Genomic DNA, 16325 nt, shown 5'->3' with positions numbered 1-16325 from the left:
TGGTAGTTCAGTTGGTTAGAATACCGGCCTGTCACGCCGGGGGTCGCGGGTTCGAGTCCCGTCCACTCCGCCACTTAATATCGACAACCTCGCTTATGCGAGGTTTTGTCAAATCTAGAATATGAAAATTCTATAGGGGTGTAGCTCCAATTGGCAGAGCAGCGGATTCCAAATCCGCGTGTTGGGAGTTCGAATCTCTCCACCCCTGCCATATATCAGGCTCTGACTTAGGTCAGAGCCTTTTTTGTATCTGGTTTCTTCTCATTATTATAGCTTATTTCTACTCTTATCCCGTAAGTATGGCTTTCTGCTGTACTTTGGCTGCATTTAATCTACTGAACGAACGAAACTACAGTTAGCTGTAATGATCAGTGGCCCGAAATTTTAATAATAAAGGGGAATCACTATTTATATTTAGTTACACTCAACCGATCTGGATTAATGAGTAACTATGTATGGATATATCTCGTCGACGCTTTCTTCAATCATCCTTAGCAATCTCCGCGCTTACCGTTCTACCTGCATGTTCTCTATCTAGGAGCACTAATAAGCAGGGGCAATATATATACGATATCACTGCAGAGCCTTCTACTGCAGAATTGGTCCCAGGGTTTAACACAGACGTACTCGCATTTAATGGTTCGATTCCAGCGCCTACGATTCGCTGTCGCCAAGGTGAGAAAGTTATAATTCGGTTTACTAACAAGCTTTCAGAGCCGACTACAATCCACTGGCATGGCTTGCGAATCCCTATTGAAATGGATGGTGTACCTTTCTTAAGCCAGCCGCCTATCATGCCGGGTGAAACATTCGTTTATGAATTTACACCGCCAGATGCAGGCACGTTTTGGTATCACCCTCACATGAATAGCGTTAAGCAACTTGGTATGGGCTTAGTTGGGCTAATTGTCGTTGAAGAGGCTGAGCCTGTTCTATTTGATGAAGAACAGGAAATAGTTCTAAAGCATTGGCATTTAGACAAACAAGGTCAGTGGAAGAACCTTATGGTACCGCGCTTGAGCGCTCGTATGGGGACTCCCGGAGAGTGGAGTAGCGTCAATGGTGTGCATGAACCTGTTTATACGCTGAAGCAGAATGCTACCACGCGATTAAGAATTGCTAATGTCGATAACACCATTACTTACCCGATCGCTATTGAAGGTGCAGAGGCTTGGGTTATTGCTATTGATGGTAACCCTGTTAAAACGCCTTATAAGCTCACTCAGCATAAAATTGGTCCAGGAATGAGGTTAGATGTCGGATTGATTGCTCCAAAGGCTGGAAAACGTGTTTATGTGCGTCAAATGAAAGGACGCTTCCCATTCCCTTTGTGCGAGTTTGACGTTGTTGAGTCTGACCTGTCGAACAACCAGAAACTGCCTTTATTACCTCTCAACCCTGTGCCAGCTCTCGATTTGAAAAATGCAGAGCAAATCGATTATGTGTTTGAGTGGGAGGGGGCGATCACTCCTGCTGATCAATCGGGCAAAGCGATCCCCCAATTCTGGCTGATGAACAAACGGGCTTGGGAGGGAATGAGCAAAGATAATATTCCAGCGCCGCTTTCAACATTGGAGATGGGAAAAACCTATATCTTCAACCTAAAGAACGTCACCCAATATCATCATCCTATTCATCTTCATGGACACACATTTACGGTTCTTGAGTTAGATGGAAAAAAACTCGACGAACCGTTTCATACCGATACGGTCTTACTTGGAAAAAACGGCAGTGCGAAAGCGGCATTTGTTGCAGATAACCCAGGGCGTTGGATGTACCATTGTCATGTAATTGAACATATGAAGACGGGTTTGATGGGGTACATTGAAGTAAAGTGACTCCTGTAACTTTTAAAATCTTGATAAGTTTTAAGCGCTATACTTTGCTGAATTCTAAGATTGTATAATCACTATTGCCGTAAATTTGATTACAATGTCGCCATTAACTTTTCTGGGGGAATTATGGGACAACTATCCGTTTTGGGTTTTATTGCATTGGGTGGTGCATTTGGTGCATGTTCTCGTTACTTAATTTCTGAACTTTGTGTCATTTTATTGGGGCGTGGTTTTCCATATGGTACGTTAACCGTTAACGTTGTTGGCTCATTTATGATGGGCTTATTGATAGCAGCTTTCGATAATGAACTTTTGGCAACGGAACCTTGGCGACAAGTGATTGGCTTGGGTTTTTTAGGCGCACTAACGACGTTTTCCACCTTCTCGATGGATAATGTTTTGCTTATGCAGCAGGGCGCTTTCTTTAAGATGGGGTTGAACGTATTGTTGAATGTCGTGTTAAGTATTTCAGCGGCGTGGATTGGCTTTCAATTATTGATGCGCAGCTAGCAAAGTAGTTAAAAATTGAACAGGTCGGCTTGGTTTCACCAAGCCGTTTTTATATACTGACATCACTTGTCGGAGTGCCATAAGGCTGAGACCGTTAATTCGGGATCCGTTGAACCTGATCAGATTAGAATCTGCGAAGGGAACAAGAGAAGATATTCACACCGGAGTTCTTTCTGGTTGACCTATCAAAAGTCGAATGTTGTTACAGGCAAATATCGTAAGCTTTAACTAGCCTTAATTTGACTCCTCTTGTCGCATCTATCCGCCAAGCATTTTTATCCAATTACTTTTTATCTAGTATAACAAAGCAAGGAAAAATGCTATGTCGAGTCGCAAACAAGCGAGACTGGAAGCAAAACAGTTCATTGATACACTCTCGGTACAACCGTACCCCAATTCAAGCAAAGTCTACGTAGAAGGCTCACGTCCAGATATTCGTGTGCCAATGCGTGAGATATCACTCGCTGATAGCCTTATTGGAGGCACAAAAGAAGCGCCTATATTCGAACCTAATGAGCCAGTACGCGTTTACGATACGTCGGGTGTATACACAGATCCAGAGCACACCATAGACCTCTATAGCGGCTTACCTAAGCTGAGAGAAGGGTGGATTGAAGAGCGTGCCGATACTGAGCTACTTGATGAAGTAAGCTCGGTATACACCAAAGAGCGCTTAGAAGATGAAACGCTAGACGATCTTCGTTACGGAAATCTACCACGTATTCGATGTGCCAAAGATGGCCATTGTGTGACTCAATTGCACTATGCTCGCAAAGGTATTATTACCCCAGAAATGGAATATATCGCGCTGCGTGAAAACATGGGGCGTGCCAAGTATCGCGATGAAGTGCTGAATCAACAGCATCCGGGTCAAAGCTTCGGAGCGAACCTACCAAAAGATATTACCGCCGAATTCGTGCGCAAAGAAGTCGCCGAAGGTCGCGCTATTATCCCTTCCAATATTAACCACCCAGAATCCGAACCAATGATCATTGGACGTAACTTTTTGGTCAAAGTGAACGCCAACATCGGTAACTCATCGGTCACTTCTTCGATTGAGGAAGAAGTAGAGAAGCTCGTTTGGGCGACACGTTGGGGTGGAGATACCGTTATGGATCTCTCTACTGGACGTAACATCCACGAAACTCGCGAGTGGATTCTACGTAACAGTCCGGTTCCGATCGGTACCGTACCAATGTATCAAGCGCTTGAGAAAGTGAATGGTGTTGCGGAAAACCTTAACTGGGAAGTGATGCGCGATACCCTGATTGAGCAAGCAGAGCAGGGCGTTGACTACTTTACTATCCATGCCGGTTTACTACTTCGTTATGTGCCAATGACTGCAAAACGCGTTACTGGCATCGTCTCTCGTGGTGGCTCTATCATCGCGAAATGGTGTTTAGCGCATCACCAAGAAAGCTTCTTATATACCCACTTCCGAGAGATCTGTGAAATCTGTGCTAAGTATGATGTCGCACTTTCTCTCGGTGATGGTCTGCGTCCTGGCTCGGTGGCCGATGCTAACGACGAAGCGCAATTTGCAGAGCTTCGTACTCTTGGCGAATTGACCAAGGTTGCGTGGGAATACGACGTACAGGTGATTATTGAAGGCCCTGGTCATGTTCCAATGCATATGATCAAAGAGAACATGGAAGAGCAGTTAGAGCACTGTCATGAGGCTCCTTTCTATACCCTTGGTCCGCTGACGACTGACGTTGCTCCTGGTTACGACCATATTACTTCAGGCATCGGCGCTGCCATGATTGGTTGGTATGGCTGTGCAATGCTTTGCTACGTAACTCCTAAAGAGCATCTTGGCTTACCAAACAAAGAAGACGTGAAGGTAGGCATGATCACTTACAAGCTTGCTGCGCACGCCGCTGATTTAGCGAAGGGACACCCTGGTGCACAAGTTCGTGATAACGCGCTTTCTAAAGCTCGCTTCGAGTTCCGTTGGGAAGACCAATTTAACTTGTCGCTCGACCCAGATACCGCTCGTGCTTTCCATGATGAAACCTTGCCTCAAGAGTCTGGAAAAGTTGCTCACTTCTGTTCGATGTGTGGACCAAAGTTCTGCTCTATGAAGATTTCGCAAGAGGTACGAGAATACGCGAAAGATACTGAGCAAGTTGCTGCGGACCAAGCTATCTCAATCAAAATGCTGGATGATCCTCTTGAGGGGATGCGTCAGAAATCGCAAGAATTTAGAGATACAGGTTCTGAGTTATACCACCCAGCAGCACATGCCGAGGTAAGTGACTAATGAGCAAAATCCTTATTCCGTCATCATTGATTGAACTGACAGGTTTAGTTCAGCAATGTTTGTTGTTGGCGAAAGAACAGGGTTTTAGCATCGAAGACATTGAGTTGGGTTTGAGCCCAACTCAATCTATTCAGCTTGTTCGCGACCAACAGAACACACGCATAACGACAGATCTTACTGATGGTTATGACTCTGAGCATGAAAGTTCATTTGTGCTTTATTACCGCTCTGCTTTATCGGTAGAAGCGTGTGCTAAGCAACCGTCGAAAGCGATTTATATTGGCATTGCTGATACGCAGGTATCCGATGAAAAGGAGAAAGTGCTTCAGCTTGATATCTGGCGTCACCCAATCAACGACGAAGTGAGAGCGCTTTCCATTGAGTCCAAATTCAACGTAATGTTCGATCCCGAACATCACCTTGCTTGGATTGTAACGCTGACAGTACTCGATTTTCCTATCGAAGATGCGTTAACACTTGCTCGAGGAATGCTAACTCAACAAGCGAATGTTTCACGTGAAACACTGTTGAATGATAACCTTAACGAGGGAAGATCTACTCAGTGGGCTGACCAATTTGATGATTTCCCCACACCTGTACTGGAGGATAACCGACTAGGTATTCAAGTTGGTTGGTCTGCACAAGGCGAGAGCGTTAGCTTTCCAACTCTAACTAAGCAAAGTCTAGGGCTCTATCCAGTCGTTGATGATGTTGCTTGGATTGAGCGTCTATTGCCACTAGGTATCAACACTATTCAACTGCGAATCAAGAACCCACAACGAGCCGATTTAGAACAACAGATCATTCGAGCAATTGAGCTAGGTCGTCAGTATCAAGCACAAGTGTTCATCAATGACTATTGGCAGTTGGCAATCAAGCATGGCGCTTATGGCGTTCACCTAGGACAAGAAGACATAGAAGAATCGAATTTGGCTCAGCTAACTAAAGCCGGCATTCGTCTTGGTCTTTCTACGCATGGTTATTATGAGCTACTGCGCATCGTACAAATTCATCCTAGTTACATCGCGCTAGGGCATATCTTCCCAACCACTACAAAACAGATGCCATCGAAACCACAAGGTTTGGTGCGCTTGGCTCTGTATCAAAAGCTGATTGATAGCATTCCTTATACAAATACAGAGGCTACTTTCCGTCCTTCAAAAGACAAAGCAGTTAGTGACCATGTGCTTGGCTTTCCGACGGTCGCGATTGGTGGTATTGACCAATCTAATGCAGACCAAGTTTGGCAAACAGGTGTTTCTAGTTTGGCAGTTGTGCGAGCTATTACGTTGGCAGAATCACCTCAGTCCGTCATCGAGTTCTTTGCACAACTGATGAAAGAAAGACAACTAACGTTTACTGAGCAGAATAGTGAATTGGCGCATAACAAGAGAGGCGAGCATGCTCACGGATAAGCAGTTCCTTCGCTATCAACGCCAAGTCGCTCTGCCTGAAATTGCTGAAAGTGGGCAAGAGCGCTTGAGCAAATCGCATGTGCTGATCATCGGTTGTGGTGGGTTAGGGAGCGCAGCGAGTTTGTACTTGGCATCAGCGGGTGTTGGTAAATTGGTTGTGGTCGACGACGATGAAGTTGATAGCAGTAACCTGCAACGCCAGATCATTTATCGCGAACAAGACCTCCAAGTTGCGAAAACAAAAGCGACTGTAAAGCAACTGACTGACCTTAATTCTATGGTTCAAATTCGTGCTCTCAATAAGCGATTGGACAAAGCACAGCTTCAGCTTGAGGTGATGCTAGCGGATGTGGTGCTCGACTGCACCGATAACATGCCAACGCGCCAACTAATTAACCAAGTTTGCTTCGAGCAAAATACGCCGCTCATCTCGGCGGCAGCAATTGGTTGGCAAGGGCAATTCGCTGTCTTTGATTACCAAACACCAAGTGAACAAGAAGCGCAGAGTAAAGCCTGTTACCGCTGTTTGTATCCGTTTGACGAATTACCCCAAACGCAAAAGTGCAGTGAGAGCGGTGTCGTCGGTCCGGTGGTGGGCACACTTGGCAACTACCAAGCGATTGCGGCAATTCAAAAACTGGCGACGGGAAAGTTTCATGTCGAGACGGCCAAGTTACACCTGTTCGATGGATTGAAGCTGCAATGGCAAACCATGGCGATAAGTAAAGATAAACAGTGCCAAGTATGTGCTCAGATTTAGTTTACGAGTAATGGGCAGAATTAAGAGAGTTGGAAGCAATGACGTTATCAGAACAACAAACAACACAAATGACCGCTGCTGACTTAGATGTGATCACTATTGTCATCAATGACCAGTCACATCAAGTTGCCAGTGAGTCAAATCTACAGCAAATCATTAGTCAATTTGCGCTGCCTGAAATGGGCTGTGTTTTTGCAATTAATAACAATGTTGTGCCGCGCAGTGAGTGGGCTAGCACAGTTCTTTCACAGGGAGATAGCATCTCTTTGTTTCAAGCGATCGCAGGGGGTTAAAGTCGATGCTTAAAATTGGTGATAAACAATTCGAATCAAGACTGTTCACGGGAACAGGGAAGTTTGCCAACAGCCGATTAATGGCAGAAGCGATTCAAGTATCGGGTTCTCAACTTGCGACCATGGCATTGAAGCGTGTGGATGTGAACGACCAACAAGATGATATTTTGCTGCCGTTAGTACAAGCGGGCGTGAACTTATTGCCGAACACCTCAGGTGCAAAGAATGCTAAAGATGCTGTGTTTGCAGCACAATTGGCGAGAGAAGCGTTAGGTACAAACTGGCTAAAACTGGAAATTCACCCAGACCCGAAGTACTTGATGCCCGATCCAATTGAGACACTTGCTGCCGCTGAGCAACTGGTTCGTGAGGGCTTCATTGTCCTTCCTTACTGTCATGCTGACCCGGTTCTATGTAAACGATTGGAAGAAGTGGGTTGTGCAGCGGTCATGCCATTAGGTGCGCCGATCGGTTCTAACAAAGGGATAGTTTCTCACGACTTCTTAGAGATCATTATCGACCAAGCTAATGTTCCTGTGGTTGTGGATGCGGGTATTGGTGCTCCTTCACATGCCGCACGTGCGATGGAAATGGGCGCGGATGCCGTGCTCGTCAATACTGCGATTGCAGCTTCGAGCGATCCTGTTGCGATGGCGAAGGCATTTAAGTTGGCGGTAGAGTCGGGGCGTATGGCTTATGAAGCTGGACTTGCCGGTAAGGTTTCTCATGCGGTTGCGTCGAGTCCACTGACGTCATTCCTAGATGAGCTTTAGTCCTAGATTGGTTTAGCTATTAAGCGAGGAAAACATGAGCTTCGTTGAACAATTTAAGCAGCTGAATTGGGATGACATTTCAATGTCGATCTACGCGAAAACGGCACAAGATGTCGAGCGAGCATTGAATAAACCCAAGCGTGATTTGGAAGACTTTAAAGCGCTAATTTCACCAGCGGCTGAAGCGTACTTAGAGCAGATGGCACAACTGTCATATTCGGCAACTCGTAAGCGCTTTGGTAATACCATGTCGCTTTACATTCCATTATACCTCTCTAACTTGTGCGCCAATGCCTGTACTTATTGCGGCTTCTCAATGGAGAATAGAATCAAGCGTCGTACCTTGAATCGGGACGAAGTGGCAGCAGAAGTCGAAGCCATCAAGCGCATGAAGTTTGATAGCGTATTGCTGGTGACTGGCGAGCACGAAACTAAAGTGGGTATGAAATACTTCCGCGAAATGGTGCCGATGATTAAGCAACGTTTTAACTATTTGGCGATGGAAGTGCAGCCACTTGATCAAGACGAATACGCTGAGCTCAAGACATTGGGTTTAGATGCGGTGATGGTTTATCAAGAAACGTATCATCCTTCGACTTACGCCGAGCACCATCTGCGTGGCAATAAGATGGATTTCGAATACCGATTGGATACACCCGATCGTCTTGCAAAAGCAGGCATCGATAAGATCGGTATTGGTGCTTTGATAGGATTGGAAGAGTGGCGTACCGACTGTTTTTATGTGGCAGCGCACTTGGACTATCTTGAGCGCACGTATTGGCAGACTCGTTACTCAATTTCTTTCCCACGTTTACGTCCTTGTGAGGGTGCGCTCCAACCAAAATCAGTCATGACGGATAAACAGCTTGTGCAGTTGATTTGCGCTTATCGCTTGTTGAATCCAGAAGTGGAGTTGTCATTATCGACTCGTGAATCACCGAAGTTCAGAGACAATGCATTACCGTTAGGCATCACTAGTATGTCTGCTGCATCGAAAACTCAGCCGGGTGGTTATGCGATGGATGATGCTGAACTCGAGCAGTTTGAGATCAGTGACGAACGAAGCGCGGGTTCTGTGGAAAATATGATTCGAGCCAAAGGTTTTGACCCTGTATGGCGAGATTGGCACTCAGCGTATTCCGGTTAAGCAATAAATAAAGCCACTGGTCATCGTTATGTTTCACGTGAAACATAGGCAAAAAAAGAGGGTTGATGCAAAACATCAACCCTCTACTTTTTCTAGCTTCTAGCTTCTAGCTTCTAGCTTCTAGCTGTGTGCTACTGGTAGTGTTGCTTGACGAAGCCACTCTTTCACATCACCCTCAACAAGTGGGCTGATCTCATCCCATACCTTCTGATGGTAATCATTCAACCAAGCAAGCTCTGGACGAGTTAGCATATCAACATTGATGTTGCGCTTGTCGATTGGACAGCGTGTTAGCGACTCGAATGACAGAACAGGGAAGTCACCGTTAGTTGGGGTTTCAACAACAAGCTCTAGGTTCTCGATACGGATACCAAACGCATCCGCACGGTAGTAACCTGGCTCGTTGGACAGCACCATGCCTTCTGTTAGAGGCACGTCGATTTGCTTCTTCGAAATGCTTGCTGGACCTTCATGAACACTTAGGAAGTGACCAACACCGTGACCAGTACCGTGATCGTAATCGTAGCCCTCCGCCCACAGGTGCTGACGAGCTAGCGTATCGATTTGGTAACCACGTGTGCCTTTCGGGAAACGTGCACGTGCAACACCGATGTGGCCTTTTAGCGCGAGAGTGAATTGTTTAATCATCTCTTGTGAAGGCTGACCGATCGCGATGGTACGCGTGATGTCTGTCGTGCCATCTAGGTACTGACCGCCTGAATCCACTAGGTAAAGTGTGTTCAGTTCTAGCTTGCCAGGTTCAGGTTGGTTCTCGTGATTATAGTGACACATCGCCGCGTTGCCACCTGCTGCCGAGATAGTATCGAAGCTAAGATCCATAAGTGTCGGGTCTTCGCTGCGGAACGCTTCCAGTTTGTCTGCCAGCGTCGCTTCATCATGCAGGTTACCCGCAACGACTTCAGCATCTAACCAAGAAAGGAACTTACTCATCGCTACGCCATCACGGATATGACATGCTTTCATGCCTGCGATTTCAACAGCGTTCTTTGCTGCTTTTGGCATTAGGCATGGATCAGCTTTACTCACCACAGATGCGCCAGCGTTTTGTAGAACCAGCTTAAACCACGCGTTACTTGTCGCAGGGTCAACCAGTACATTCTTGCCAGTTAGGTTTTCTAGTCGTGCTTGCAATGCTTCTGGGTGATGAACCGTCACGCCGGCACCAACATGAGCGTCAAACTCAGCAGGTAGGCGAGCAGGATCTAGGAAGTATTCCACGCTTGAGTCTGAGTGCAGAATCGCGTGAGAAAGAAGAACTGGTAGACGTGAGACATCTAGACCACGAACGTTGAGCAACCAACAGATAGAATCAAGTGCTGTGATCACTGCGCTGTCTGCACCGGCTTTTTTCACGAGCTCTGCGATTTCTTGGCGTTTGCTTTCACTTGATTGTCCAACTGTTTCTGTTGCCATTAGGCGAACATCAGAAACCACAGGAGCAGGGCGGTCGTGCCACAGTTCATCAATTGGGTTGCTATCGAGAATCTTAAGCTCAAGGGTACCTGCAAGTTTTGCTTGTGCCATGTCTAGCCAAGCAGAGTTGTGCATGCGAGGGTCGATTGCCACAGACGCGTCATTTGCAAGATGGTCTTTAATCCAATCTAGTGCAGGCTCTTCAATCAAGTGACGGTATTCGAATAGATCAGCAGGAACCTGCTTTGTTACTTGTACTGTGTAGCGACCATCAACAAAGATAGCGGCTTTGTCTTTGGTGATTACCGCAGCACCAGCAGAACCAGTAAAGCCAGTTAGCCAATGTAAACGCTCGTTGTGCGCTGGTACGTATTCGCCCAAGTACTCGTCTTCATGTGGGACAAGTAGGGCATCAATATTATGTTGTGCTAGCCATTCGCGAATTGCATTCACGCGGCTTTGGGTATCGTTGTGCATCTGTGTTATTCCTTCAAATTACCGCTCCTTCATGCTCAGGTGTGGGAGCTGTTTCCATCTGCTTCATGCAGTTTACGATTCCATTGAGGTTCGCAATCACTTCAATAGAGTCGGAGTACAACTAGGCCATAGATGAGCCAAAAAGGACTACGACAGTTAAGCTACTCATTTTAGCCGCTAAGCGCAAATTGAGTGCGGTGTTTTTATCTAAGGTGATCGGTTTTTTGTGTGATCATCGTACGTAGCCAGCCTAATGCAGGGTCGTTTTCTCTATCTCGGTGCCAGAATAAAGTGTAAGCCATAGGTGGGAATTCTAACGGTAGTGGCAGCACGACCAAATCAAGCTGTTTGGCCGCAAGTTGCACAAAATGACTTGGCGCAGTAAAGATAAAGTCGGTGTATGAACATAAACTTGCGGCACTGTTAAAGTCGGGCACGGTGACGGCAATATCGCGGTCGGCGCCAATATCTGCAAGGCGATAATCCAGCAACCAACGGTCGTTGCCATCACAGCGTACTTGTACATGGCGTAGGGCGAGATAGGCTTCCAGATTCCAAGGTTGTTTTAGCGCAGGATGGTTTTTGCGAATGATGCACATTTGGTAATCACGATAAATTTCCAACTCGCAAATGTCATCGGGTGGTTGAAGAGTCAGCTTGGCATCGTTTATATCGATATCTTTTCCAGTTAGGCCTAAATCCAGTTCGCCGCGTTGAAGCATTTTAAATGTATTATCCGACCACGGGTGTGTGCTGATTGTCACGCCAGGTGCTTGTTGAAAAATCGCCGGTAAGAAATGGGGTAGAATGAGAGGGTAGACACTCTCTACCGCTGCTATTTGAAAACGGTATTCGCTGCTTTGCGGAGAAAACTCTTCGGGTTGAGTCAGCACTTCTAACTGATTTATCAACAGATCCAGTTTCGGTTTAAGAAACAATGCGCGCGGCGTAGGTGTTAATCCATGTGAGTTTCGAGTGAAAAGCGGGTCATCAAATTGAATGCGCAGTTTAGCCAGTGATTTACTTACGGCGGATTGGCTTAAGCACAATCGGTGGGCCGCACGAGTAACATTTAACTCTTCAATCAGCACTTTAAAGCAGACCAATAGATTTAAATCGATACGAGCCAGTTTTTCGACGTTCACAGTGAATTTCCTCTGAGGAATAATGCTCATGATTATACATCATTTCCATTCATATCATCAGATGATTAAGCTTTACCCAAAGTTCTTTATCCAATTCGGAGTGTTGTGTGTCTAGCCAGTTTTCTAATAGTAAAAAACAGATGGCGTTATTGACCCTTTTGGTTCTTTTCAGTCCTTTAGCGATTGATATTTATCTACCTGCTTTACCTCTTATTGCTTCCACTTTTCAGGTCGATAATGCGCTAGCACAAGACACGATCACTTGGTTCTTATTTGCTATGGGTGTTGGTCAGCTATTCGCAGGTCCCTTAGCAGATAAACTCGGACGTCGAACTGTTGCATTGGGCGGTATCACCATTTACGCGATGAGCGCTTTATTGGCGTGGAGTGCTCAAAATATTGAGTGGATGTTGGTTTCCCGACTGCTACAAGGCTTAGGTGCGTGTGCGACATCGGTAGCAGCCTTTGCAACAGTTCGCGATATCTTTGGCCCGGAAAAAAGCGGCAAAATGATCAGCTACCTTAACGGTGCGATTTGTTTCATTCCGGCTTTAGCTCCAATTCTAGGTAGCTGGTTAACTCAGCAATTTGACTGGCGTGCTAACTTTAGCTTTATGGCGGGTTTTGCTGTGGTGTCTGGATCATTGATGTTTTTCATGATGAAAGAGACTAACCCGTCAACAGAAAAGCAAGCGGTGTTTAAGCTTAGTCGGTATTGGGCAGTGCTTAGCACACCATCTTTTGTTTTCCATGCGTCATTATGCTTGATGGCGATGGCGGTTATTCTTGCTTACGTTACCTCAGCACCGTCGGTATTGATGACGGGGATGGGGCTGTCGATGAATGAATTCACTTTCTGGTTTGGTGTAAATGCGGTGATAAACATTGCGGCATGTATGCTGGCGCCTAAGTTTATGGAGCGCGTTGGAACTCACAACACCTTGGTCACCGGGATCTCAACTCTGGGTCTCGCAGGTGTGATCATGCTAGTGATGAATGGTCAGAATACCGCGCTTTCTTTCATGCTACCTATCTTCATGTCTTCTGTAGGTTTTGCATTCATTCTGGGTGCAGCGGCAGGGAAAGCGTTAGAACCGTTTGGTGATAAGGCGGGCACGGCAGCTGCACTGCTTGGATTGTTCCAAATGAGTGGCTCTGGTTTGTTGGTGGGTACACTGCAACGCTTATCTCTGGATCCACAAACCTTGATCGCAATTCATATGTGGGTCCTATTACCTGCGTTGGTCGTTCTGTTTACAAAAGCAGGGAAGAACTGGCACTCGAGCTTTGCGAAAGCGTAAATCAGTGTAATTTAGTATTTTCCAATGTAAGTAAGGCGTGTATATTTGTCACTCAGACTTTTCCTGACACCATAACGGAACTCAAAAAGTAATGTCGTTAACCACGTATGAAATGGCTCGTATTCTAGAGCAAATGGAAGATTCACCAGAAAAGGTGATGTTTGGCAAGTTGCTTAATGAGCTGGGTAATCAAAGCTCCGAGCGTATTCGTAGTGCGGCTAAACAAGTACCTCTGCCAATTTTGCGTGATATCGTGTACCAATTTCAGCAAGTGATTGAGTCACGCAAAGATGAACAAGTCGAGCAGATGGCAAAAGACCTCGCTCAGCAAGGTATCTCAGCAGAAGAGCTACTGGCTTACTTGAATAAATAATAAAAAATCCCCGCATGATGCGGGGATTTTTTTAGCTCGTCATTTTCTTTTTCAGGATGTGGTCCAAAGACAGCGGTCCTGGCCCCCATACGATTACGATAAGAATCATCAATCCCCAAAGTTGGTGGTCATAAAAACCTTTCTCCCACAACAGTGGGTAAGAGATCACTGCGATGATGTTGAACACAAACAGCATTGCTGCCATCGGGCGGGTAATCAATCCCAGTGCCAAGAACACCGGTAGAACCAACTCCGCAGCCGTACCTAAATAAGCCGCCAATTCCCATGGCAAGATTGGCACTTGGTATTCCAGCTCAAATAAGTACAGCGTGCTATCCCAAGATGAGATTTTGATTAGTCCTGAATTGAAGAACACCCAAGCAACCCAAAAGCGACAAAAGAGAAGTAGTAAAGGGACAAAGGCTGCTTGTAAGGTACTGATTAAATCGTCGTACCGATTCACTAAGTTTTTAACCGTATCCGTCATAGAGTGCTCCTTAGATTGATTGCAATGTAAAGCCGTCAACGATATCGAGTGCCATGATGCGATTGAGATGAGCGAGTAAAACTTCAGGTATTTCGCTCAAACTCTGTTTCTGCTCTAAACATTGCAGCAGTTGGAACACATCGGCATCGAGTGCGTGACACAAGGCTTCTCCATTGGCTTGAATCGAGATGACACCTTGCTGTAATTGGTTGATATTAAGTTGTTCGAATTGCCCAGTTTGAATCGCGCTAAATAGATCGAATACTGCGTAGTTGGAGTCAAAGTTGCGGCAGCCCTTTTTAAGGTGTAAGACTAAAGCGGGTTGTTGCTCTTCACTCACTTCGCCAAGTAACGCAAGCGGTTTTAATTCCGCTGCATTGGATTGTTCATACTGTACTTGACGAGCTAGGTCGATATGCCACTCGAAGCGTGCGACTTCAGGGCTGTAAGGTGCTTGTGCGATCACCTGACTAAACTGCATGATGGTGTCTTGAAAGCCTTCGCCATAATGCACCACATTTCCTTCTTTTAATGGGTAAGAAAGAACATGCTGGCGAGCTATCTGTTCAAAGCATTCTTCACCAAGCAGCGCTTCAACCATCGGGTAGGTCGCGGATAACACCTCGCTTAAGCTGACGATAAAGTTATTGCGGTAAATCTGCATGCGTTCATCAGCGGTAAACGTATCACTGGCAATATCGCAATCTTCACCGAGTGCTTGATAGTGTAGGGCTTTAGCAAACTGGCTTTGTAAGGTGGCTAGATTCATGATGCCTTCCTTGGTTCGCTTTGTTCACTTGGAAGTGTGCCTTGCAACAGCAGTAGCGATGCTTTCTGTGCTTCTCCTAATAAGACTTCTGGCGCGGGGATATCCAAATCCCATTCAATCAACGTATGACGTGGACCGTGTTTTTTTGTCCACTGTGAAAACAACTGCCAAACTTCATCGCTAACCGGGCGGCTATGGGTATCAATCCATATCTCACCTTTGTCGAGTTGTTTAATGGTAAAACCTGCCAAGTGAATCTCATCCACTTTGTCGGCTGGAATCGCATCTAGGTATGTGTCGCAATCAAAACCGTGGTTGAACGCCGAAACATAAACATTGTTTAAGTCGAGCAATAAACGACAGTCAGTGCGCTTTTGCACTTCGGTAAGAAACTCCCATTCGCTGATGGTCGAATGTTGAAACTTCACATAACTAGATGGGTTCTCTATCAAGATCTCGCGTTGCAAATAATTCTGCACTTCATTCACGTTACGAGTGAACACGTTGAGCGCTTCTTCCGTATACGGAAGTGGAAGCAGGTCATTAAAGTAGTGACCGCCGTTTTCACTCCAACTTAAATGGTCAGAAACAAGAATTGGGTCGATTGAGTCAATCAGTGATTTAAGTTGCGCAAGATGCTTTTGACTAACACGTTCCACCGAACCTAGCGACAAACCAATACCGTGGCAGCTAATTTGATATTGCTCGCGAAGCGTTTGTAGCTGATGGCGCTCTGTTGCATTGGGTTGGAAATAGTTTTCACTGTGGATTTCTAACCAAGACAACTCAGGCTGGGATTGGCTAAAGTAATCGAGGTGAGGGGTTCTTAATCCAACTCCAACAAGGTCGTGGAAGGTGTGGTGTTTCACGTGAAACTCCTTTTCAAATCGTGCGGGAAGAGAAGGATGCGTCTTGGCTTTGCGTTGGTTGAGCGTCAACGCATCCTCACAATAGCTAGCGATAAAAGATTATGAAGAAGAAGTGCTACCGCCAGCGAGTTTGTCACAAAGACCTTTTGGTACGACTACGAATGCGTCTTTTTGGTTATCTTCTTTAGAAGTACCAGCGCATGAGCTGCTTTTTGTTGCACAGTCGTTTTTACCTGCTTTAGAAACGCCATAGCACTTTTCTTTTTCAGCAGCGACAGCTGGAGCTGCAGTTAGCATTGTGCCACCAAGAGCTAGAAGACCAGTAACAGCAGCAGTAACAGCTAGATTCGACTTTTTCATAATAAATTCCTCTGAATGATTTCCTTTACTTTAAGTTGGCAAGATGAATCACCTGTTTTGGCGTTTTTGTTATCAACTTGCTTAACTTAAAAGATAGGAAACTGGCTAAAAAAC

General features: G+C 45.8%; 16 protein-coding genes, 1 tRNA gene and 1 riboswitch. Of the genes, 11 read left to right on the top strand and 6 right to left on the bottom strand.

All coding sequences use genetic code 11. From position 1 onward, the window contains the following. The first annotated feature begins 134 nt into the window (after positions 1 to 134). From R7R24_RS23420 to thiH, 9 genes are all read left to right on the top strand, one after another. A tRNA-Trp gene (locus tag R7R24_RS23420) sits at positions 135 to 211 on the top strand. Between the two features lie 244 nt (positions 212 to 455). Continuing rightward, positions 456 to 1838, top strand: a complete 1383-nt coding sequence (locus R7R24_RS23415; protein WP_213883946.1) for a multicopper oxidase family protein — start codon at positions 456 to 458, stop codon at positions 1836 to 1838. Between the two features lie 123 nt (positions 1839 to 1961). Continuing rightward, positions 1962 to 2345: a fluoride efflux transporter CrcB gene (gene crcB, locus R7R24_RS23410; RefSeq protein ID WP_005378811.1), complete on the top strand. Its 384-nt coding sequence runs from the start codon at positions 1962 to 1964 to the stop codon at positions 2343 to 2345. 60 nt (positions 2346 to 2405) lie between these two features. Continuing rightward, positions 2406 to 2504: riboswitch (TPP riboswitch) on the top strand. 163 nt (positions 2505 to 2667) lie between these two features. Continuing rightward, on the top strand, positions 2668 to 4608 hold the full coding sequence (gene thiC / locus R7R24_RS23405) for a phosphomethylpyrimidine synthase ThiC (protein ID WP_213883944.1): 1941 nt from the start codon (positions 2668 to 2670) through the stop codon (positions 4606 to 4608). Further along, positions 4608 to 6023 (top strand): thiamine phosphate synthase, encoded by a 1416-nt coding sequence (locus tag R7R24_RS23400; protein ID WP_213883942.1) that lies wholly within the window; start codon positions 4608 to 4610, stop codon positions 6021 to 6023. The genes thiC and R7R24_RS23400 overlap by 1 nt, the downstream gene beginning before the upstream one ends. After that, positions 6010 to 6783 (top strand): HesA/MoeB/ThiF family protein, encoded by a 774-nt coding sequence (locus tag R7R24_RS23395; protein WP_213883941.1) that lies wholly within the window; start codon positions 6010 to 6012, stop codon positions 6781 to 6783. Before R7R24_RS23400 ends, R7R24_RS23395 begins: the two co-directional genes overlap by 14 nt. 38 nt (positions 6784 to 6821) lie before the next feature. Further along, positions 6822 to 7076 (top strand): sulfur carrier protein ThiS, encoded by a 255-nt coding sequence (gene thiS, locus R7R24_RS23390; protein ID WP_005378804.1) that lies wholly within the window; start codon positions 6822 to 6824, stop codon positions 7074 to 7076. A 5-nt stretch (positions 7077 to 7081) separates the two neighbouring features. Next, positions 7082 to 7849 carry a thiazole synthase gene (locus R7R24_RS23385; RefSeq protein ID WP_005397059.1) on the top strand — a complete coding sequence of 256 codons (768 nt, stop codon included), beginning with the start codon at positions 7082 to 7084 and terminating at the stop codon, positions 7847 to 7849. Between the two features lie 34 nt (positions 7850 to 7883). After that, on the top strand, positions 7884 to 8996 hold the full coding sequence (gene thiH, locus R7R24_RS23380) for a 2-iminoacetate synthase ThiH (protein ID WP_170890944.1): 1113 nt from the start codon (positions 7884 to 7886) through the stop codon (positions 8994 to 8996). Between the two features lie 120 nt (positions 8997 to 9116). Here the strand turns inward: thiH and R7R24_RS23375 are convergent, their stop codons facing one another. Both R7R24_RS23375 and R7R24_RS23370 read right to left on the bottom strand, forming a co-directional pair. Continuing rightward, positions 9117 to 10907, bottom strand: a complete 1791-nt coding sequence (locus tag R7R24_RS23375; RefSeq protein WP_033907323.1) for an aminopeptidase P family protein — start codon at positions 10905 to 10907, stop codon at positions 9117 to 9119. 203 nt (positions 10908 to 11110) lie between these two features. Beyond that, complete coding sequence (locus R7R24_RS23370; RefSeq protein ID WP_005378791.1) at positions 11111 to 12052, bottom strand: LysR family transcriptional regulator; 942 nt, start codon at positions 12050 to 12052, stop codon at positions 11111 to 11113. A 107-nt stretch (positions 12053 to 12159) separates the two neighbouring features. On the opposite strand from R7R24_RS23370, the gene R7R24_RS23365 reads away from it, so the two are divergent. Both R7R24_RS23365 and R7R24_RS23360 read left to right on the top strand, forming a co-directional pair. Then, on the top strand, positions 12160 to 13353 hold the full coding sequence (locus R7R24_RS23365; RefSeq protein WP_005382927.1) for a multidrug effflux MFS transporter: 1194 nt from the start codon (positions 12160 to 12162) through the stop codon (positions 13351 to 13353). Positions 13354 to 13444: 91 nt separating this feature from the next. Further along, complete coding sequence (locus tag R7R24_RS23360; protein WP_005378786.1) at positions 13445 to 13726, top strand: hypothetical protein; 282 nt, start codon at positions 13445 to 13447, stop codon at positions 13724 to 13726. A 31-nt stretch (positions 13727 to 13757) separates the two neighbouring features. On the opposite strand, the gene R7R24_RS23355 is transcribed toward R7R24_RS23360, so the two are convergent. The 4 genes from R7R24_RS23355 to R7R24_RS23340 form a co-directional block, all read right to left on the bottom strand. Next, positions 13758 to 14213 (bottom strand): DoxX family protein, encoded by a 456-nt coding sequence (locus R7R24_RS23355; RefSeq protein ID WP_054575520.1) that lies wholly within the window; start codon positions 14211 to 14213, stop codon positions 13758 to 13760. 10 nt (positions 14214 to 14223) lie between these two features. Then, positions 14224 to 14982, bottom strand: a complete 759-nt coding sequence (locus R7R24_RS23350) for a DNA-binding domain-containing protein (RefSeq protein ID WP_213870896.1) — start codon at positions 14980 to 14982, stop codon at positions 14224 to 14226. Continuing rightward, a complete protein-coding gene (locus R7R24_RS23345; protein ID WP_213883939.1) occupies positions 14979 to 15851 on the bottom strand; it encodes a DUF692 domain-containing protein in 873 nt (290 codons plus the stop codon). The genes R7R24_RS23350 and R7R24_RS23345 overlap by 4 nt, the downstream gene beginning before the upstream one ends. 99 nt (positions 15852 to 15950) lie before the next feature. Beyond that, positions 15951 to 16211 (bottom strand): DUF2282 domain-containing protein, encoded by a 261-nt coding sequence (locus tag R7R24_RS23340; RefSeq protein ID WP_005378779.1) that lies wholly within the window; start codon positions 16209 to 16211, stop codon positions 15951 to 15953. Positions 16212 to 16325 lie beyond the last annotated feature (114 nt).

It is taken from the genome of Vibrio sp. 704 (assembly GCF_033339295.1).
This window is presented reverse-complemented; position numbering and strand designations above follow the sequence as displayed.